Source organism: Providencia sp. PROV156 (genome assembly GCF_028480905.1).
GTDB lineage: Bacteria > Pseudomonadota > Gammaproteobacteria > Enterobacterales > Enterobacteriaceae > Providencia > Providencia hangzhouensis.
Genome location: NZ_JAMPPE010000004.1, coordinates 74,795 through 95,246, shown reverse-complemented (window position 1 = coordinate 95,246; position 20,452 = coordinate 74,795). Strand labels below are relative to the sequence as shown.

The 20,452-nt window shown below is 40.0% G+C and carries 17 protein-coding genes; 8 read left to right on the top strand and 9 right to left on the bottom strand.

The features are described 5' to 3' along the window. Nucleotides 1-38 precede the first annotated feature (38 nt). Both PSF31_RS04015 and PSF31_RS04010 read right to left on the bottom strand, forming a co-directional pair. Nucleotides 39-506, bottom strand: a complete 468-nt coding sequence (locus PSF31_RS04015; RefSeq protein WP_036959017.1) for a PTS sugar transporter subunit IIA — start codon at nucleotides 504-506, stop codon at nucleotides 39-41. A 72-nt stretch (nucleotides 507-578) separates the two neighbouring features. Beyond that, entirely contained in the window at nucleotides 579-2,333 is a 1,755-nt protein-coding gene (locus tag PSF31_RS04010) for a PTS ascorbate-specific subunit IIBC (RefSeq protein ID WP_004264961.1), read from the bottom strand. Between the two features lie 402 nt (nucleotides 2,334-2,735). Between PSF31_RS04010 and ulaR the strand changes: the two genes are divergently transcribed. The 5 genes from ulaR to PSF31_RS03985 all read left to right on the top strand — a co-directional run bounded on the left by ulaR (nucleotide 2,736) and on the right by PSF31_RS03985 (nucleotide 6,134). Beyond that, nucleotides 2,736-3,491 (top strand): HTH-type transcriptional regulator UlaR, encoded by a 756-nt coding sequence (gene ulaR, locus PSF31_RS04005; RefSeq protein ID WP_036959016.1) that lies wholly within the window; start codon nucleotides 2,736-2,738, stop codon nucleotides 3,489-3,491. 113 nt (nucleotides 3,492-3,604) lie between these two features. Beyond that, on the top strand, nucleotides 3,605-4,672 hold the full coding sequence (gene ulaG, locus PSF31_RS04000) for an L-ascorbate 6-phosphate lactonase (protein ID WP_004264959.1): 1,068 nt from the start codon (nucleotides 3,605-3,607) through the stop codon (nucleotides 4,670-4,672). Between the two features lie 310 nt (nucleotides 4,673-4,982). Continuing rightward, nucleotides 4,983-5,276, top strand: a complete 294-nt coding sequence (locus PSF31_RS03995; RefSeq protein ID WP_094961698.1) for a 2OG-Fe(II) oxygenase family protein — start codon at nucleotides 4,983-4,985, stop codon at nucleotides 5,274-5,276. Next, nucleotides 5,263-5,829 (top strand): DMT family transporter, encoded by a 567-nt coding sequence (locus tag PSF31_RS03990; protein WP_232062901.1) that lies wholly within the window; start codon nucleotides 5,263-5,265, stop codon nucleotides 5,827-5,829. Before PSF31_RS03995 ends, PSF31_RS03990 begins: the two co-directional genes overlap by 14 nt. A 29-nt stretch (nucleotides 5,830-5,858) precedes the next feature. Beyond that, a complete protein-coding gene (locus PSF31_RS03985) occupies nucleotides 5,859-6,134 on the top strand; it encodes an EamA family transporter (protein ID WP_232062900.1) in 276 nt (91 codons plus the stop codon). A gap of 153 nt (nucleotides 6,135-6,287) precedes the next feature. On the opposite strand, the gene fbpC is transcribed toward PSF31_RS03985, so the two are convergent. The 7 genes from fbpC to PSF31_RS03950 all read right to left on the bottom strand — a co-directional run bounded on the left by fbpC (nucleotide 6,288) and on the right by PSF31_RS03950 (nucleotide 15,446). Continuing rightward, nucleotides 6,288-7,328 carry a ferric ABC transporter ATP-binding protein gene (gene fbpC, locus PSF31_RS03980; protein ID WP_036959014.1) on the bottom strand — a complete coding sequence of 347 codons (1,041 nt, stop codon included), beginning with the start codon at nucleotides 7,326-7,328 and terminating at the stop codon, nucleotides 6,288-6,290. Nucleotides 7,329-7,344: 16 nt separating this feature from the next. Then, the gene (locus PSF31_RS03975) at nucleotides 7,345-9,423 is read right to left on the bottom strand and encodes an ABC transporter permease (RefSeq protein WP_096863437.1); all 2,079 of its coding nucleotides are present in this window, start codon (nucleotides 9,421-9,423) and stop codon (nucleotides 7,345-7,347) included. 202 nt (nucleotides 9,424-9,625) lie between these two features. Further along, on the bottom strand, nucleotides 9,626-10,657 hold the full coding sequence (locus PSF31_RS03970; protein ID WP_004264950.1) for an ABC transporter substrate-binding protein: 1,032 nt from the start codon (nucleotides 10,655-10,657) through the stop codon (nucleotides 9,626-9,628). Nucleotides 10,658-10,671: 14 nt separating this feature from the next. Continuing rightward, a complete protein-coding gene (gene uhpC / locus PSF31_RS03965; protein WP_036959008.1) occupies nucleotides 10,672-11,997 on the bottom strand; it encodes an MFS transporter family glucose-6-phosphate receptor UhpC in 1,326 nt (441 codons plus the stop codon). A 106-nt stretch (nucleotides 11,998-12,103) separates the two neighbouring features. Next, the gene (locus tag PSF31_RS03960) at nucleotides 12,104-13,630 is read right to left on the bottom strand and encodes an MASE1 domain-containing sensor histidine kinase (protein ID WP_096863438.1); all 1,527 of its coding nucleotides are present in this window, start codon (nucleotides 13,628-13,630) and stop codon (nucleotides 12,104-12,106) included. Between the two features lie 7 nt (nucleotides 13,631-13,637). Beyond that, nucleotides 13,638-14,264 carry a response regulator transcription factor gene (locus PSF31_RS03955; protein WP_096863439.1) on the bottom strand — a complete coding sequence of 209 codons (627 nt, stop codon included), beginning with the start codon at nucleotides 14,262-14,264 and terminating at the stop codon, nucleotides 13,638-13,640. Nucleotides 14,265-14,420: 156 nt separating this feature from the next. Beyond that, complete coding sequence (locus PSF31_RS03950; RefSeq protein WP_096863440.1) at nucleotides 14,421-15,446, bottom strand: methyltransferase; 1,026 nt, start codon at nucleotides 15,444-15,446, stop codon at nucleotides 14,421-14,423. A gap of 1,335 nt (nucleotides 15,447-16,781) precedes the next feature. Between PSF31_RS03950 and PSF31_RS03945 the strand changes: the two genes are divergently transcribed. The 3 genes from PSF31_RS03945 to glrR are packed head-to-tail and all read left to right on the top strand — an operon-like array spanning nucleotide 16,782 to nucleotide 20,388. Further along, on the top strand, nucleotides 16,782-18,221 hold the full coding sequence (locus PSF31_RS03945) for a sensor histidine kinase (RefSeq protein WP_036959006.1): 1,440 nt from the start codon (nucleotides 16,782-16,784) through the stop codon (nucleotides 18,219-18,221). Then, a complete protein-coding gene (qseG, locus tag PSF31_RS03940) occupies nucleotides 18,221-19,051 on the top strand; it encodes a two-component system QseEF-associated lipoprotein QseG (RefSeq protein WP_004264939.1) in 831 nt (276 codons plus the stop codon). Before PSF31_RS03945 ends, qseG begins: the two co-directional genes overlap by 1 nt. Then, nucleotides 19,048-20,388, top strand: coding sequence for a two-component system response regulator GlrR (gene glrR, locus PSF31_RS03935; RefSeq protein WP_004264938.1), 1,341 nt, complete (start codon nucleotides 19,048-19,050; stop codon nucleotides 20,386-20,388). The genes qseG and glrR overlap by 4 nt, the downstream gene beginning before the upstream one ends. The last annotated feature ends 64 nt before the right edge of the window (nucleotides 20,389-20,452 follow it).

The window sequence follows — 20,452 nt, the reverse complement described above, 5'->3', positions numbered from 1 at the left end:
CTATTGCTAATTAATGATTCTTTTTTATTATCATTAAATTAGCATAATGCTTGGTCAATAACCTGATAAACATCATCAATGGTGCGGCAGCGACGTAATTTATCAAGATCGACACCGGTTTCACTGTTTTCATCATCGAGAACGCGAGTCACTTCCATCAAGCCTTCCATATGTTCATCTGATGAGCTACCCGCTAAGGTGATCAGCACATCAACGGGTTCATCCTCGCCATCAAAAATAATGGGTTTGTCTAGAGTGACTAAAGCAAAGGCTGTTTTTAGTACACCATCTTCAGGTCTTGCATGGGGAAGGGCCAAATTAGGCGCGATACAAATATAAGGCCCAAGTTTTTCGACGCTGCTGATGATTGCCTCATGATAACTGGGTTTTATCGCCCCCGAAGCGATGAGCAGGTCTGTACCTATCTTAATAGCATCACGCCAGTTATCAGCGGATGCTTTTAGCTGTATCGAATTATTGTCGATTAGTGATTGTTTAAATCCCATCATTGCCTTCCTATTTTTCAACGTTAAGGGAGTAGATACCGTTATGAGCGATATCTATTCCTATGACTTAGGCTATTTATTTCCGATAAAATTAGTATGTATGATATCGAGTAGTTCATCACCAAATGAGTTAGGGTTGAGCATATTTTGTACGCCAAGCACAAATTTCCCATCACCGGGGTCCATTTCTGAGCTTAAATGCTTAGAGGAAACGATAATATCAGTGGCTGTTAATTTTGATTTATAGTCAGATACGGCGCAGGAGTCCATGATGTGTGGGATCCCTTTTTTCTCAAGATACTGGCCAATTTTCATTTTCATCATCATTGACGAGCCTTGTCCATTACCGCAAACTGCTAAGATACGTACAGGTTTAGCGCCGCTATTTTCAAGTGGGGCTGCTTCAGCTTTCTCATTGATCTGAATTTCAGTTTTGGTTGGACTTTGTGCGTCTTCTTCAGCGCGTAATTTTTTTGCGGCAAAGTACATATAGACAAAGGAGAGGGCGACAACCACAAAGAAGAACATTTTAGAGAAAGACAAACCTTGCATAATGACAGGGAAAGCTAATGCCCAGTCGGCCATTCCCATCCAACCGCTAAATTCAGTACCTTGTCGATTGATAAGATCAATGGCCCAAGCGGAACCTAATATCTCGATAACGCCCATGACAAAACAGACTTTCATAACCGCTTTCCAGCCGCCAAAATGGTTTGCAAAGATACCAATAGTGGCGTTGGAGAAAAACATTGGGATAAAACCAGGAATAATCATAATTGGCGAGTTAAATGCCAACATACCCAGAACGGCAACAAATTGCCCAATTGCCCCCCACATAAAGCCAAACACCATCGCATTAGGTGAGAAAGCGTAGATTGCCGCACAATCGATAGCGAGCACAGCGTTGGGAATGACACGTTCGGAGATCCCTTTAAAGGCCTCAGAAAGCTCAGCAACAAACATTCGCACACCCGTAACAATGATTTGGATAGCAACGGCAAATTTTAAACCTGTTTCAATAATATAAATGGTCCAGTGGGTGGTCCCTGCCATGGTTTGCAGATTAGGTATACCAAAGGAAATTAAGATCACACCAAAGAATAAGGTCATCACAATGGCAGTAGCGGAAATACTGTCATGGAAGATATGCAGCCATTTGGGCAGTTTTAAATTATCAACACTGTCTTTTCTATCCCCCAATTTCGGGGAAACTTTGGTTGCTATCCATGAGGCAAACTGCTGCTGGTGGCCGATAGAAAAACCGGCACCGCCAGTGACTTCTTGCGTTGGCTTAAACATAATATTGGAAGAAATTCCCCAATACAGCGCCATTAATACCGCAGAATACAAAATGGTTTCCCACATGCTTGAGCCGAGCACAAAATAGAAAACAGCGATTAGGCCTGCTTGTTGAAACATAATATGCCCTGTCAACATAATGGTACGAATACCCGTGACGCGGCGAAAAAGGACTAAAACAATATTAATTGCGAGAGCTAATAAAACGGTATAGCCCACCCAAGAATAGTTATCACCCATGGCTTCCATTGTCGCCATCATTGACGTATATGGATCAATAACTGAGCCCGTAAGTCCATGGTATTCAGACATTTTTTCTATTACGGGTTTAAAACTGGAAACTAAAGTACTGGCTCCAACGCCAACTAGCATAAAACCAACAATCGTTTTGATTGTCCCTTTGAGGATTGTCGTGCCATCGCGCTTTAATAGCCAATAACCAATAAATGTGACTAAGCCTAATAATAGAGGCGCTTTTGTCATTACTTGGCTGTAAAAAATATAGAAAGCGTCGTATAAAAAATCCATATTTTTACCTCTAATCAAATTGTATTTGTAATTTATCTGGGTCAGAGATGATTCATATTGATCGTATCTGGTGTTATTGCGATATAATCATTTAAAGGGGTTAAACAATCCCGCAAAAATCAAATGTGATCATATGTAATCACGAATTGCTCTTTTATGATTGTTTGCATTTGTCTGTTTTTTTACCAGTAAAAAAATAAATAAATGGCGACTTGATCACGTAATATTTAAAATATCCATATGTATCAATGTGATATTTTTACTTGAATCAAATATTGTTTTTTTGCATAAGCAAAGGTTGACAATATTAGATGAGATAAATAGAATCAAAACTAATCACTAGTAATCATTTTGAGTCATATGTCATCATGGTCGTGATTATTAACTAATAAGGCGATGATTATGAATGAAGTGCAAAGACACAATGAAATATTGTCGTTATTGGAAACGCATCGAGTGATCAATGTTTCTCATATAACCGAACAATTTAGTGTGTCTCCTGCAACTGCTCGTCGTGATATTTCAAAGTTAGATGGGCAAGGTAAATTGCGAAAAGTCCGTAATGGTGCAGAACGTATTGAAAATAAAAAGCGTAAGTGGACACCGTTAAACATCAATAGTACTGAGCACTATGAAGAAAAGTCTGAAATCGCAATTAAAGCGGCAGAACTTTGTCTTCCGGGAGAAAGCGCTGTAATTAACTGTGGTTCAACCGCGTTTATGTTAGGGCAGCAGTTGTGCGGTAAAAACGTGCAAATTGTGACGAATTATTTTCCATTAGCGAGTTATTTGATTGACCAAGACCATGATGACGTCATTTTAATCGGTGGGCAGTATAACAAAGCACAAAACATTTTTTTGAATCCTGCTTTGAACACGTTAATGGGCTATGCCGGTAACTGGATGTTTACTTCAGGTAAAGGATTAACGGAAGCTGGCTTATACAAAGCGGATATGTTAACTGCGGTAGCAGAGCAGCAAATGCTTGACCAAATTGATAAATTAGTCGTTGTTGTAGACAGTTCCAAAGTGGGTCATCGAACGGGAATGTTATTTTGCCCAGCTAATAAGATAGATGTTCTTATCACTGGAAGAAATGCCAATGCTGAGGTTATCAAAGCGATTGCCGAGCAGGGCACGCGAGTGATACTGGTTTAATTCCGTCGAATACCTGATTTTTTAATATAGACAAATTCAGCTGCCATGCCTTAATTTCTCGATTAAGGCATCAGGCTCCCTACATCTAAAATTCTAGAAAAGGTATTGTTACTATGAGCAAAGTAAATGAAATCACACGTGAATCTTGGATTTTAAGTACGTTTCCTGAGTGGGGAACGTGGCTAAATGAAGAAATTGAAAAAACGGTTGTTGAACCCAATACCTTTTCAATGTGGTGGCTGGGGTGCACAGGTATTTGGTTAAAGAGTGAGGGAAATACCAATGTTTGTATCGATTTTTGGTGTGGAACAGGGAAAAAAACGCAAAAAAATCCACTCATGAATAAGCAACACCAAATGATGCGTATGGGCGGTGTTGAAGCGCTACAACCAAACTTACGTACTGCGATTTTCCCTTTAGATCCGTTTGCAATTAAAGAAGTTGATGCGATTTTAGCCTCTCATGACCATGCTGACCATATCGATGTCAATGTCGCTGCTGCGGTAATGCAAAACTGTGGTGACCACGTTAAATTTATTGGCCCTCAAGCTTGTGTGGATTTATGGATAAAATGGGGAGTACCAACCGAACGTTGCGTTGTTGCCAAAGTCGGTGATGTACTGGAAGTGGGGGATATGAAAATCCGTGTGTTAGACTCATTTGACCGCACGGCACTAGTGACATTGCCACAGGGTGTTTCTTCTTATGATAAGCAAATTTTAGATGGTATGGATTCACGTGCAGTGAATTACCTGATTGAAACAACAGGTGGCTCTATTTATCATTCAGGCGATTCACATTATTCAAACTATTATGCGGCTCACGGTAACCGTTATCAGATTGATGTGGCATTGCTTTCCTATGGAGAGAACCCACGTGGTGTGACCGATAAAATGACGTCATCCGATATTTTACGTGCGGCAGAGTCATTAGATTGCGAGCGGGTTATTCCATTCCACCATGATATTTGGGCTAACTTCCAAAATGATCCGCGGGAAATTGAAGTCTTGTGGAATATGAAAAAAGAGCGTTTGCAATATAAATTTGCCCCGTTCTTCTGGCAAGTGGGTGGGAAATATACTTATCCAACAGATAAAGACCGCATGCATTATCAACATTTCCGTGGCTTTAGTGATATTTTCAAAAATGAACCTGAATTGCCATATAAAGCGTTTTTATAATTAATCCTGCTATTAAAAGCAGCGTTTAAGGAAACTTAGACGCTGTTTTTTTATTTTATTTAAAAAATATATATATTCAAATAATATGTATTGCCAATATATTTATTATCTATGTGGCATTATTTTTTATTAATCTACTGACGTTGACTGTCTTAATTTAATATTTTCTAATGTTAGTGTTATCAATGTAGATAACTTATCTGATTCAATAAAAATAATTTTTGCTGATTTAATTTCAGTTGTTAATGATGTTAAATTTAAAAACTTTTTAGAAAACCTAACAGGAAGTAAAGTAAATATTATATCAAACATGTACTTAAGCAAGTTTGATAAAGATGATTTTCTAACTACACATTGTGACTCCGATGATGGGATAGGTATTGTAATTAACCTAACAAAGGAATGGGAAGCAAATTATGGAGGATTAACGATGATTTTAGATAAGGATAAAAAGACAATTTTAGATACTTTTATCCCGTCATATTTAAATATTTTAATTTTTGATACAAAAAAAAGAAAAATCCCACATTTCGTTTCCACAGTGACATCTAATAGAACAAGTAAAAGAATGGCATTAGTTGTGAGGTATAATGAAGCAAATTAAAGTACTTTTTTGTGCTATTTTAATATCATTCATATGGGGGAGTGCATTTCCTATATCAAAACTAGCGATTGACCAAGTAGGTGTTTGGGCTTTTAGAATCTACTCCCTAATTATTTCAGTTATTTTTTTGTGCTTTGTTTTTTTCTTTTTTAGTCGGTGTCGGTTTAATTTTCGAGAGTTTGTAAACAGTATCCCACTTGGTTTTTTAAATGTTTTTTTAGTTCCTATATTAAATAGTTTGGCGTTAAAGTATACAGAAGCGGTAAAGGCATCTGTACTTGTTTATACAATGCCAGTAATGGCAACAGTTGTATTGGGTGTAATAAATAAACATATTGAAACTCGGTCAGTATTTGTATCTTTGTTATGCATTAGTGGTATTTTTATCTTTATATCACCAGTTGGTATAAGTATTGGTGAAATGATAATTTTATTAAGTGCATTTATGTGGGCACTAGGAACTATTTTATCTGAAAAAATTACCATGAAAATAAACCTAACTTCAAAAGTATTTTATCAAAATATAGTATCATTTGTTTTTTTATTTTATTAATTCCATGTTTAAATGTTGATTTAAACATATTGAGTAATATACATTCTGAATTTTTTATGAGTGTATATATACCAATTATCTATATGGGGATAGCTAATGGCGTGATTGTTTATGTTCTTTGGTATTATATGATAGAGTATGGTGGCGCAAAGCTTTCATCATACTCAATTCTTATTTCACCAATCATTAGTGTGATGATTTCATCCTATCTTTTAGATGAGACAATGACAATTTCGATGATAATCGGTATGTTATTTATTTTGTTAAGTATGTTAATTGTACTTTCAGAAAAAAATAAAAATTGATATTGAAGTCACCGATAATATGCTTTTAGTGATTATTTTCTTATGGGGCACATTCCCCCTCCGCCCTTATGGGTGAAGGGAGAATGTGCTATTCACAATGCTAAGTTTCCCTTGTTACCTAATGACATTTTGTATTATTCAAAGAGTGGGATATTACTCAAGAATAAACATGCCGTATGGGTGGATCTGCAAATAGAGGTTTTCCCCGACAGAAGGTTGTAATTGAGTGGCATTAATTTGCAGTAACATTGATTGACCATGCCAATCAACAGTGACTTCATATTGAGGCCCCATATAAGCAACATGAGTCACTGTACAGCGTTGGCTGTCTTCACCTTGTAAACTCAGCGTGATAGCTTCAGGACGAACCCCCACAGTTACCGCGGTTTTATCAGTAACAAACTGTTCTGGGCGTGGTAAGCGATAATTGAAAATATCCACGGAATCCGCACTGAGTGTCGCAGGGAAAATATTGGCATCCCCCATAAAGCTCGCCATAAATTTTGAGGCTGGCTGGCGGTAGAGCTCTTGCGGTGAGCCGAGTTGCATGATTTTCCCTTTATTCATGACCAACACCATATCCGAAACCGCAAAGGCCTCGCTTTGGTCATGGGTAACATACAAAGAGGTGATATTAAACTGCTGCTGTAACTCACGGATTTTTTCACGCATGCTACGACGTAAATTTGCATCCAAGTTACTTAATGGCTCATCGAATAACAGCACTTTTGGCTTAAGGATCAATGCGCGAGCTAAGGCAACTCGTTGCTGTTGTCCCCCAGAAATTTGGTCGACAAAGCGGTCAGCAAAACCAGCTAAATCAACTAATTCTAATGCCTCGTCAACTCGTTTTTTTATTTCGGCTTTGGGTAATCCTAACATTTTTAAGCCATAACCCACGTTGTCCCCCAAGGACATATGCGGGAACAGGGCGTAAGATTGGAAAACCATACAGATATCGCGTTGTTGAATGGAACGGTCTGTCACATCTTCACCGTCAATAAACATACGGCCTTCAGTCGGTTTTTCTAAGCCAGCCACTAAACGCAATACGGTGGTTTTACCGCAGCCTGATGGGCCGAGTAGGGTCACCATGCTACCTTGCGGAATTGAAAGACTTAAATCATCGATGACGGTATTGTTGCCAAAGCGTTTAGTCACATTTTTTAGTTCAACAAAATGATGTTGTGTCATGTCAGTTACTCCATGATTACTGTGCATTTTTGGCTTTGGAACGTGAAACACGGGCTTCGCCAATCAAATAGTCAAATAAGAAAATAATTGCCAACATTACGACAATCAGGATTGAGCCATAGGCAATGGCAACGCCATATTCACCGTCTTCAACACGGTTCAAAATATAAGCCGTTGCGACGCGAGTATCTGGAGTAACCAAGAATACAATCGCACTGACAGTGGTGATCGCACGGACAAAGCTATAAATCAGCGCCGATAAAATGGCTGGGCGCAACAAGGGTAACAGGATAAAGAAGATGGTACGCATTGAACCCGCTCGTAAGCTGAGTGACGCTTCATCCAATGATTTATCAATTTGCCCTAAACCTGCAATACCAGCACGGATACCCACAGGGACGTTACGCATGGTCATTGAAATAATGACGATGGCAGCCGTTCCCGTTAAATAAAACGGTGAGTCGTTAAAGGCTAAAATGTATGACACACCTGCCACGGTACCTGGAACCGCAAAACACAACATCGTCGTGAATTCGATGGTCTTTTTACCACGGAAGTCTTGGCGAACTACGATATAGGCAATTAGTAAACCAAGGATCGCGGTAATAGGTGCCGCAATACCTGCATACAGAAGCGTATCTAACAATGACGGCCATGCACCATCGCTCATACCCTGACCAAATAATTTAATAAAATTATCTAAGGTTAATGTGTAATCAACACCCCAGTTCACGGTAAAGCTACCGTAGAAAATACTACCGTATAACAATATGTTAAATGCAACCCAAATAGCTAAGAAGGTCGTTACAGTGGCAATTAACGATGTCGGTAATGGTTGAACATCACCACGGTAAGATTTCCCTGACACAGTGACATAGGAGCGTTTGCCTATCCACATATACTGAACGCAGAATACTAATAGTGAGAACACTAGTAGTGACGCACCCAAGGTACTGGCGGCTTGATAATCTAACTGCGACCCAGTGATATAGAAGTAAATTTGCGTCGCGAGTACGTCGAAGTTGCCACCTAAAACTAATGGGTTACTAAAGTCAGCCAATGATTGCACTATGACGATTAAAAATGCGTTTGCCAAAGCAGGTTTCAGTAATGGCATAAATACATTAAAGAAAGTTTGGTAACGGTTGGCACGCAATGTATAAGATGCTTCTTCTAAAGATGGGTGAATGGTTTTAATCGCACCATCTAAAATCATGAATGACATCGGGGTGAATGCTAGCACTTGCGCTAACCAAATTCCCGTAAAGCCATATAGCCAGTTGGTATTTTCAAGGCCCATATAGGTAGCAAGGAATTCGGTAATATACCCTGAACGCCCCATCATCAATGTGACCCCTAGACCGACGACAAATGGGGGAGTGACGATAGGCAAAATAGAAAAAACACGGCCAATGATGGCGGATCGTTTAGCAATACGCGTCGTATAAATGGCTAAAATTAAACCAAAGAAAGTACAGCCAGCCCCTACTGCTAACGATAAAAATACAGAGTTAATAATAACTTGAACAATATGCGATTGTGTCAAAATTGCCACAAAGGCGAATGGCGCAAAGTCTCCGTTTCCATCAGTAAACATCGGGATAAAAATAGCGACACTTGGGAACACAATAAACAGGGTTATTAAAGCAACAACGGTGATCAGTGAGCCAATAACAAACTGGTCTCCACCGAGCCACTCAAGGCGGGTTAACGCCAATGTCATCACCATTCCCAAGGCGATAAATAGCACAATAGCTGAGTAACCTAACCCTTTTCCTTCAAAGTAGGAGGTTAAGATCACCACGGCGGCGGTGATAACAGCCACGCCAATATCGACGTAATGCCGTGTTTTATGATAACGATCCGCTGGTGTTAACGGGCGAATAAATAAAATAGAAGGTAATAAATACCAAAGCCAACTAATGTTTAGGCTACTCCAACCGTAAGCCGCTATGATCTCGTCTTGTGTTGAATCAAGTACGCCATAGTCTAGGCTCCAAGAAGGTAGTAACGCGAAACCTAGCCATGCAATCAGCAACCAAAAGAATATGCTATCCTTTTTGGTTGGGGTCGATAAGGTTAGGGTTTGAGACATAGTTCCCCCTAAGCTCGTCATATTTTGCGCTGTCACGGTGCTGGCTTCACTCCGTTACCCTAGTCACATACTTATGTATGCTCCTAGGGATAACGTCACTTGCCGCCTAGTGACAACGCTCATAACTCGAAGCTTAATTAAATTAATTTTTTATTTTAGTTAAGTAAGTGCTCAGTGCGGCGAGTTAACGCCGCACTTAATGCTATTTGCTCATTTTGACTTCAGTAACCCATTTATTGATAAGGTTTTTACGGACGTCAGCATCACCGTATTTATCCATATCGTAATTAATTAGGTTCAAATCATTGAGTTTTAATGAAATAGGCGAGGATTCTGCCGTTGTGTTGGTTAAGATTTGGTAAGATTTCCCTTCTTTCCAGCTCAGCTCTTGAGCTTCTTTCGATAAGACGAAATCAACGAATAATTTGGCGTTGTCCATATTACGCGCGTTTTTCAGGATACTGATCCCGCCGATTTCATAGCCTGTTCCTTCACAAGGGGCGATGAGTTCTAACGGCGCACCGTTTTCCACTTCTAATGAATAATCATGCAAGAAGCCAATACCAATTGCCGACTCACCACGAGCCGCATTACGTGCTGGAGCAATACCTGACTTGGTATATTGTGATATGTTAGCATTTAATTTTTTTAGATAATCAAAGGCTTGCTCATTTCCCCATAATTGGTCGAAAGTGGCTAATGCAGTATAAGCAGTTCCTGAACTTTGTGGGTCTGCGATTTGAATTTCGCCTTTATACTCAGGTTTTGTTAAATCTTTCCAGCAAGTTGGGATCGGCAAACCTTTTTCTTTTAAGCGGTCTTTATTGACACCGAAGCCTAAAATACCGATGTAAACTGCGGAAGAATAATTACCTTTACGTTTTGCTGGGTCTTGGAACTGCGGCATAATTTCAGACAGATTTGGCGACTTGTATGGCTCAAGTAAATCCATTTCTCCTGCTTGTGAATGAGGGTCTAATGTACCGCCATACCACACGTCAGCTTGTGGGTTACGTTTTTCAGCCTCAATTTTTGCTAAAGTACTACCAGAACCGTTACGTACAAAGGTGGTTTTGACATCGTATTTTTTCGCAAAAGCTTGCGTTTCAGTTTCACACATGGCGTTAGTGGCGCTACAGTAAACAACCAAACGGCCCGCAGCATTTGCAGTGGTAGAAATAGCCGCTAGCGATAAACCAGCAGCGATGAGCGTAGAGAGAGTTTTCAGTTTCATTTTCAGTCCTTTATTCAGGTTTTATTATCAGAGGGTGAAACAGTGCCTGCTAAATGCTCTCGCTTGCTGACATTGGCAATCAATAGAGGCATTAGCAGTAATCCCATCAAAGCCGCAGCACTAGCCAGTAAAGAAAACATCCCTGACCAACCATAATGTGCAATGACTTGAGAGAGTGGCCATCCCGCAATTGCCGCCCCTAAATAGGCGTACAATCCAAGATAGCCCGTTACCGCCCCAGCTGCTTTTTTATGACAATATTCTGTTGCAGCTAAGCCGATTAACATTTGCGGTCCAAACACAAAAAATCCGATAGCAAAGAAACATACAGCCAATAAAGCGTAGTGATGAATTGGTGTTAACCATAAGGCGCTAACTGAGACACAAAGCCCCAAAGAAAACAGTAGGATCATTGGCGCTCGTTGGCCGCGAAATAGGATATCAGAGCCCCAGCCAGAGCAGAGAGCACCTAATAATCCCCCCAATTCAAATAACGATAATGTTGCATTTGCACTGAGTAAATTAGTGCCATGTTTCTCTGTTAACCATAAATTCCCCCAATCGTTTATCGCCATGCGAATGAGATAAACCAAAATATAGGAGAAACCCAGTAACCAAATCATACGGTTAAAAATAATGGCATCTTTTAAAATCGTTAACATTGGCATGGGAGGGGACAAACGCTCTTGGCGTAACTCCAACACATCTTGTCGCCATTGCCCCACGCTTGGAAGCTGTTCTTCTTGTGGTGTGCCACGTAATTGGCGGCACAGCCATAACCCAATGATGACTCCAATAACGCCAGGGACAATTAATGCCATTTGCCAGCTGTACTGGGTTGCCAATAATGCCGTTAGCAGAGGCAGTAACATTCCCCCTAGGTTGATGGAAATATTCCACAGCCCCCACCAAAACCCACGTTCATTGCGTGAATACCAGTGCGTTAGAATGCGTGCGCAAGGTGGCCAGCCCCAGCCTTGAAAAAAGCCATTTAGTGTCCACACGATTAATAACGCCGGAAACGATAAGCAATAGGCAAAAATAATATTTAGTAGCCCTGTCATCACTAAGCCGACACCCATAAACCAACGGTATCCGGTGATATCGTGGAAAATTCCCGATAAAAACTTAGAAATACCGTAGGTTAAATAAAATGCAGTCGCTATCCAGCCAATATCGCTTTTATCGAGAAACAGCTCGTTTTGCATGACAGGCATCACGAAGTTAAAACTCTTTCGCGTAAGGTAAAAAGTGGCATAACCAATAATCATTGATAGCATTAAGCGGCGACGCCAAAAACGATACGTGTTATCCAGACTCAAGGTGTCTTTACCTGTCATAGGGCGGTTTCTCTTGTTAGGCAAAATGTAATCAAGTTTTTAACAAAAAGGATGAGAGAAGGTATTAGGGGGCTAGGAATTATTCCTAGTTTTGCGATGTTTTATCTCAAAATGTGGGCAAGTTAACACTTATTTGTGTTCCGTTTTGTGTGGTCAATGTCCAGTCACCACCTAAGGCACGAACTCGCTCCTCAATACCGCGCAAACCAAAGCCACTCGTGCGTTTGCTAAATGGAATGCCAACACCATTATCATCAACAACTAGCTGGATCGAGTCACCTATTTGCTTAAGAGATATGTGAATTTGTGTGGCTTTTGCATGTTTACTGATATTGTTAAGTAATTCTTGGACGAGGCGATAAAGTGTAAATAAAACCGTTTCATTGATCGGCGTTTCTTGTAAGCCATAATGAAAGTGACATTGAATATTATTCTGTGGAAAAGAAAATTCAGTAATTAAGTGCTTAAGTGCATTTTCAAGGGACATTTCATCCAATACGGGAGGCCGCAATTGGCGCAATAATTGCCGCGTAGATTGGTGAATTTGCTGAGCTAGTTCATTTATTTGACTTGCTGCTTGGTGGCTGATGTCGTCAGACGCTGTTTTTTTCACTAGCATTGACTGAATTTGGATGGCAGTAATATTTTGCCCAATTTCATCATGCAACTCGCGAGCAATCGCTTTTTTGATATCTTCCTCGGTATGAACGAGTTGTAACATTAAGTCGCGTCGCGCTTTTAGCTCTTGCTCTAAGCGTTGTCGATAGCGTTGTAGGTTACTCGCCAGTTGTTTTTGTCGGCTAATTGCTATCCCAAGCCCAATGCCAATTAAGGCTTGGGAACTGAGAAACATTTCTAGCTCTTCTAAATCAACAAAGGCACCGTGAAACTGTCGTGCAAAAGTAATAATTAAACTGCCTAATAACGCAGAAAGTACGCCACCCTGCCAACCATAGCGATAGGCCATAAAAACATTAGGAATAAAGACGAGTAGGACAATTAACCGCTCAATTTCGGGGGCAAAAAAGACTTGGGCACTCAGCCCAACGACACAAAATAGAAAACACCAAACAATTAAGGATGTTCGTAATTGTTTATCTGGCGTTCCATAATCAAGGAGCATTTGGTAGTGCTGCTCGTGGAGATATTCATAAATAAGGTAAACAAAAGGAGAAAGTAGTATTCCTCCTGTGAATGTTGTTAGGAATAATTGGCTAATGGAATAAGATGATAACCCACTGAATAATAAAGCATGTAATACACTATTTGCGGCGACACCTGCGAGCAATAATAGTAATCGTTGCCAATATAACGTATAGCGCCACCAAATGTTTTGAATGACGAAGGCAACACCGAGACTCAATAATGGCGATAACAGTAAAACAGGTTGGAAGAGCAATTGCTCTGATGATAACCAAAAATTTAATATCCCTTCACTGAGTATTAGTGTTGGCCAGTAACGTCGCCACAGGATAATCATCAATGCTAGACGCAAGCCTTGTGGAAGAAATAAAGTTGCTTGAAAACTGTTTTGACTTAAATAAAAGCCGATGATCCACAACCCAATCCATAACAGAGAATAGGTAAAAAATAGAAAGATGGATTGCAGTGTTAAACGCAAGCTTTTATTCATACCTAAATTACCTTGATATTAGGTTATGTTCTAACGCGTAATGAACAAGGTCGATGGTATTTTCGCATTGTAATTTGCCTAATATATTTGCACGATGCACATGCACAGTTTTATGGCTTAATTCAAGTTGCTCTGCGATCACTTTTACACTCAAGCCAGCAACTAATAAATCAAACACTTCCCGTTCCCGAGGCGTGAGTTCTTGTAGACTTTGCTGCTGTTGGGGTGAGTGGCGTAACGCTCTCATGGCATCGGCGCATAGGTAGCAGCCTCCTTGGTGTACTGAGCGAACCGCTTGCACTAATTCTTCAGGGCCACAGCGTTTAGTTAAATACGCACTGGCTCCAGCATCTAAAGCACTTTGCACAAAAGCGGGGGTATCATAAATACTCAAGATAATGGTGCGAAAATCCGGCTTTTTTTGGCGCAACCGTGATAAAAGTTGCAGGCCGTTCTCATCTGGCATCGAAATATCCATGATGGCAACATCAATATCTAAATTAAGCAAATTAGGCCAAGCTTCTTGAGCATTAGCATATTGCCCGATAACCGAAATATCAGGTTCAAGTGTTAATAGTTGTGCGAAGCCAGAACGCACAACGATATGGTCATCAACTAACGCGATTTTTATCATATTTTTTATCAATTTGATGAGTAGGGTGTGGGAAATCTTATAGCAAGACGAACAGGGATAAGCTACTAACATAATTTAAAATTCTGATATTCATCAGGTATTTTCTTTCATTATCCTGCTTTAGTGCTTTGATTGTATAAAGCAGGATAGCGGACGTTAAATGGGGTATGCTTCAATAATGGAAATATGACATTGTGTTGAAATAATTTGTTTTAATTGTAAGTTTGCTTGATTTAGCAGTGAATTGAACTCAGTTTCTGTGCGTTCATGGCCTTCATCAAATAAAACCATCTGTACTAAATCCATATTTTTACTGAAGTGGGGGTGATTGTCGTTGGTAACAATATTTTCAATGATTAGTAACTTAGAGTTAGGACTCATCGACTTTCTAATTGTTTTAAGTATCTTTATTGCAACAGTATCTGACCAATTATGAGTAATATACTTGAGTAAATAAATATCAGCTTCAGGGCAGGCTTCAAGAAATGAGCCAGCTTGGATGCTCCAACGTGTGGGGTCATCTAGTTGATTAAAAATATGTTTTTCTAATACTTGGGCTTTATCAAATAATATACCTTTTAATGTTAAATTTGCTTTCATAACCTCTAAAAGTAACCCACCACAGCCGCCGCCAATGTCTGCAACGAGAGCGTTATCTGGGAAACTATAACTTTCTACGACAAATGCATTTTCTAATTTACTTACAGACGAAATGCCTTCGTGGAAATTATCACTATCAGTAATTCGTTCATCCCAATATTCATAAAAACTCATTCCAAACATGCTGTTAAACAAATGGGGCTCAAACGCGCTGCGGTGTAACTCGCCTGCGGGTAACCAGAACGAAGGGTCAGTAAACATCAATACCGCTTGCCGTAATGAAAACGTATTCTTTTCAGATAAATATTGTGCGGCGGGTGTGAGGTCAAATTTGTTATCAGGGGTTAGCTTAAAAATATCTTTAGTGGCTAATAATCGTAATAATCGAGTGAGTTCTCGGGGATTTGCTCCCGTTTCTTTGGCGAGTTCTTCAGCTGTTTTTGAACCTGATTGTAATGCTTCTGCAATACGCAGTTTCACCGCGGCACGTAGTGCAGCTTGGTATAAATAGCCAATAGATTGCTCTAAAATATGTAAAGCTGGTTGAAGATCCTGCATAGGTAATGAGGGCATTTTATTCATAAATACACCTTAAACGAGAAAGTAACAATAAAATATAATGATTGGTAAAGTATCTCTGCTGTTTTTATTATAGATGGATTTAACCAAAGTCAAATATATCAGTTATATATTGTTGTCTTGCTCTCTATCTTAATTAGTGCCTTACGGTAAATCATTAATTATTCTAATTTAATTTATATTAAGTGTATATTTAATGTGTGATTAAACGACAGTGTCTTAAATAAGAGACAAACACACTATAGCCGTGTCTCCAAAAGGCGACATTTATCTTATTGATATTTAAGGTATTTGAAAATGAGCTAATCGGGTGTCATAAATTAGCGACACTTAAGAAAAAACAGTAAGCGGGTACGGTGTATTAAAAAGTAGCTAAAGTGGGATTAAAAATAAATTTTGTTTTTAATCATGTAGATATAAAATTTCTTGAAAAGTTGGCACGACTTGTGCATAATAACATTCAGTTGCTCATTCAACTTCTTATGTAGGTCCAAAATTAGTTGGGTACATACCACATAAACCAAGAATGACGCCAAAGTAAGGTGCCTACCGTCCAACAGCATAGATATTCGCCTTCGGGCCTTATCAAACACAGGGCGACACGTGGAGTGAGGCACCACCTATATGATTATCTTTAATGTAAAGACATAATCATATAAAAAGCATTATAGAAGTTGTTATCGCTGGCGGGGTGAAGGTCAATACTTCATCCCGCCTTCCTGTTTTATGCTCGTCATACTTCGAACCGCAGCGTTGTTACCTGCGTTCAGCTACTCTAGTCACATACTTTTGTATGTTTCATAGAGATATCTTCTCTTGCCGCCCTATGCCCGTCATACTTCGAACCGCAGCGTTGTTACCTGCGTTCAGCTACTCTAGTCACATGCTATTGTATGTTTCATAGAGATTCCTCTCTTGCCGCCCTATGCCCGTCATACTTCGAACCGCAGCGTTGTTACCTGCGTTCAGCCACTCTAGTCACATACTTTTGTATGCTCCTAGAGATATCTTCACTTGGCGCCTAGCTGCAATCCGAATTATTTAGAGCATAGCTGAGTGTTTTATTTTTAAAGAAAAAACTAAAGAAAAGACGAAAGAATTCATTTAGTAAGACCTATCGATTCTTTTATGCTTTCGTTTATGCGAAAAAGGAACATCCGGAGCGATGAACATACCTATCTGAAAATTATCATTTTTTACCAATTAACTTGGCACGTTCATTGCTTTTTGATTGTTACACTTAGTCTGATTTTAACGCTATGGGACACAGAATTTGGATTGTGCTTTTCGCATTACAGGGAGTTCTGCTACCATTGCAATACGTTTAATGGGTATGAGATGAATGTATTGAGTAAATGGCGTTTTTTCCCTCGCTCCTTGCGTCAACTAGTTGTGATGGCTTTCTGGCTTGTATTACTTCCTTTATTAGTATTAGCCTATCAGGCATATCAAAGCCTAGAGCAACTGAGTAACCAAGCTGCCAATATCAATAAAACCACGTTGCTTGACGCACGGCGTAGTGAAGTGATGAGTAGCCTCGCCTTAGAAATGGAACGGAGCTATCGTCAATATTGTGTTTTGCAAGATGCTACATTGCATACTCAATATCAGAAACAGTTTGCAGACTACCAGCAAATGTTTGAACGTCAGCGAACGATCTTACCTACCTCGACAGACACTTCTGCATTGACTAAGACTTTGGATGTACTTAAAACGGTTGCGTGTGAAAACAATGAACCGACAGAAAAAATCACACGGGCTTTAGAACAATTTTCTGCCGAAAATGCCTCATTAGTGCAAGAAACTCGTGATGTGATTTTTAGCCGTGGGGAACAGCTGCAAAAAGCGATTGCGAATAAAGGCCAACTATTTGGTTGGCAAAGCTTAATTTTATTCTTATTAAGCGCATTGCTAGTGGCATTATTCACTCGGATGATTATTGGCCCAGTTAAAGCTATCGAACGAATGATTAACCGTCTCGGTACTGGGCGTACAATTGCGAATAATATTGAACGCTTTAAAGGCCCTAGGGAGCTACGGACAATCGCACAGCGGATTATTTGGTTAAGTGAACGACTCGCATGGCTTGAATCACAGCGCCACGAGTTTCTACGCCATATTTCACATGAATTAAAAACACCTCTTGCAAGCATGCGTGAAGGAACAGAATTACTCGCTGATGAGGTGGCAGGGCCATTAACAGTGTCTCAAAAAGAAGTTGTAGAAATTCTTGATCACAGCAGTAAGCATCTTCAGCAACTTATTGAGCAATTACTTGATTATAATCGTAAGCTTGTCGATGACCCGCCAGAAGCACAAATTGTTGATTTACAAAAGCTCATTGAAGATATTGTTAAAGCACATAATTTACCGGCACGGGCTAAAAATATTAAAACAGAAGTGCGTTTAAAAGTGGACAGCTGTTTAGCCGAACCCTCACTTTTAGGACGAGTTATTGATAATATCTACTCCAATGCGGTGCACTATGGTGGCGAATCAGGTAATATTTGGATCTCTAGTCGCCAAACAGGTAATAAGCTTCTGATTGAAGTTGCGAATACGGGGACGCCAATTCCTGAGTCTGAGCAAAGTATGATTTTTGAGCCGTTCTATCAAGGTTCACTACAAAGAAAAGGAGCTGTCAAAGGAAGTGGGCTAGGGCTGAGTATTGCGCAAGATTGTATTAAACAAATGGGGGGAGAACTTTCTCTCGTTCCCAACAAATCAGCAGATGTCTGTTTTAGAATTGAACTGCCTCTAACCGCAGAGAATGAATAATGGTAAATCGGTCTACAGGTGTTTGGGCGGTACTTTACCGTAACGCATCGTTAAGTAAATATAACCAAAGAGTACCTTATGTGATGAGACGTACAGGGCTCAATTTTGGGGCGGTTTTATTTTCCCTAATTTTAAGTGGATGTGTAGTAAAAAATGGTCAGTCACCACTCGAAACTCTGGCGCAAGTTGTTGTGCCTGAAGTTAAAGTCACAGACTACCGTTATACATCATGTGAATCTATTTGGAACAATGACCAGCCAACTGCACGGGAAAATGCATTATTTTGGTTACGAATGATGGACTGCGCAGATCGCACGGAAACCAGTCAAGCACGTGAAGATGCAGGTAAAATAGACGTAACAAATTGGTCGAGTGCATTTCAACAAAATATTTTGTTGAATTCTGCTGACCCGTCTATTGCAGAGCGCCGTAAAATGCTTGATAGCATAAATACGTACAGTTTGAATTTTCCCACAGGGGTACGTCCATTATTACAATTATGGCGTGAGCAACAAGTACAAATTATCAATCTGTCAGATGCAGGGGTTCGTTATAAACGCCTACAGCAAGAAATGGATACAAAACTCGACCGTCTAAAGGAAGATAATGCTAAATTGGCTTTTGAACTGAATACGACCTCCCGTAAGCTTGAAAATTTAACGGATATTGAACGCCAGCTTTCTTCTCGTAAGAAAAGCACCAACGAAACCGAAAAAGATGTAGAGAATGGGGTTGAAGGAGATAAGCCTATTTCCTCAGAAGAGCCAAAGCCTGATAGCAGCGCATCTTCTCCAGTAGAGCAAAATTCATCGGAGAATGAACAAAAATGACGAATCGTAAGTCAGCAAATTTATTGCTAGTTGACGATGACCCGAGCCTTCTTAAATTGTTAGGTATGCGCTTGAGTAGTGAAGGTTTTAAAGTCACTACAGCAGAAAGCGGCCCTGAAGCACTAAAAATCTTACAAAAAGAAAAATTAGATTTAGTGATCAGCGATTTACGCATGGATGAAATGGATGGTATGGCGCTTTTCGATGAGATACAAAAAGCCCATCCAAACATGCCAGTTATCATACTCACTGCTCATGGTTCTATCCCTGATGCCGTCGCGGCAACACAACGAGGCGTATTTAGTTTTTTAACTAAGCCAGTAGATAAAGACGCATTATATAAAGCAATCGATGAAGCTCTCGCGCTCTCTTCGACACCGATTAGCGATGAGGAGTGGAGCGCTGGTATAGTCACGCGTAGCCCCTTAATGATTCGGCTATTAGAACAAGCGCATATGGTGGCACAATCTGATGTTAGCGTGCTAATTAATGGGCAAAGTGGTACAGGTAAAGAGGTTTTAGCTCAGGCTATTCATAAAGCTAGCCCTAGGGCACGTAAGCCGTTTATTGCCATTAACTGCGGTGCATTACCTGAACAATTATTAGAGTCTGAATTATTTGGTCATGCTAAAGGGGCTTTTACCGGCGCAGTAAGTAACCGCGAAGGGTTATTCTTTGCAGCCAGCGGTGGTACGTTATTTTTAGATGAGATTGGCGATATGCCAATGCCATTGCAGGTTAAATTATTGCGAGTATTGCAAGAACGCAAAGTTCGCCCTTTAGGTAGTAACCGCGATTTAGATATTGACGTGCGAATTCTCTCCGCAACTCACCGGAATTTGCCTAAAGCGATGGAAAAAAATGAGTTTCGTGAGGACCTCTATTATCGCTTAAATGTGGTTAATCTGCGTATTCCTGCGTTAAATGAACGTTCTGAAGATATTCCATTATTAGCAAATCATCTATTGCGTGAATCTGCATCACGGCATAAACCTTTCGTGCGTAGTTTTTCCAGTGACGCCATGAAGTGCTTAATAACAGCGAGTTGGCCGGGCAATGTTCGTCAATTAGTTAATGTTATTGAACAATGCGTTGCATTAACAACGTCTCCTGTTATCAGCGAAGCACTCGTTAGCCAAGCGCTTCAAGGTGAAAATACGGCCTTGCCGACATTTGTTGAAGCTCGTAATCAATTTGAATTGAATTATTTACGTAAGTTATTACAAATGACAAAAGGGAATGTCACCCAAGCTGCCCGAATGGCAGGGCGAAACCGCACAGAATTTTACAAATTACTTGGTCGACACGATTTAGAAGCCAATGATTTTAAAGAATAAATAAGAATTATTTACCACATAGTTGTTATCGATTACATTATGTGGAATAAGGCAATTCATATTC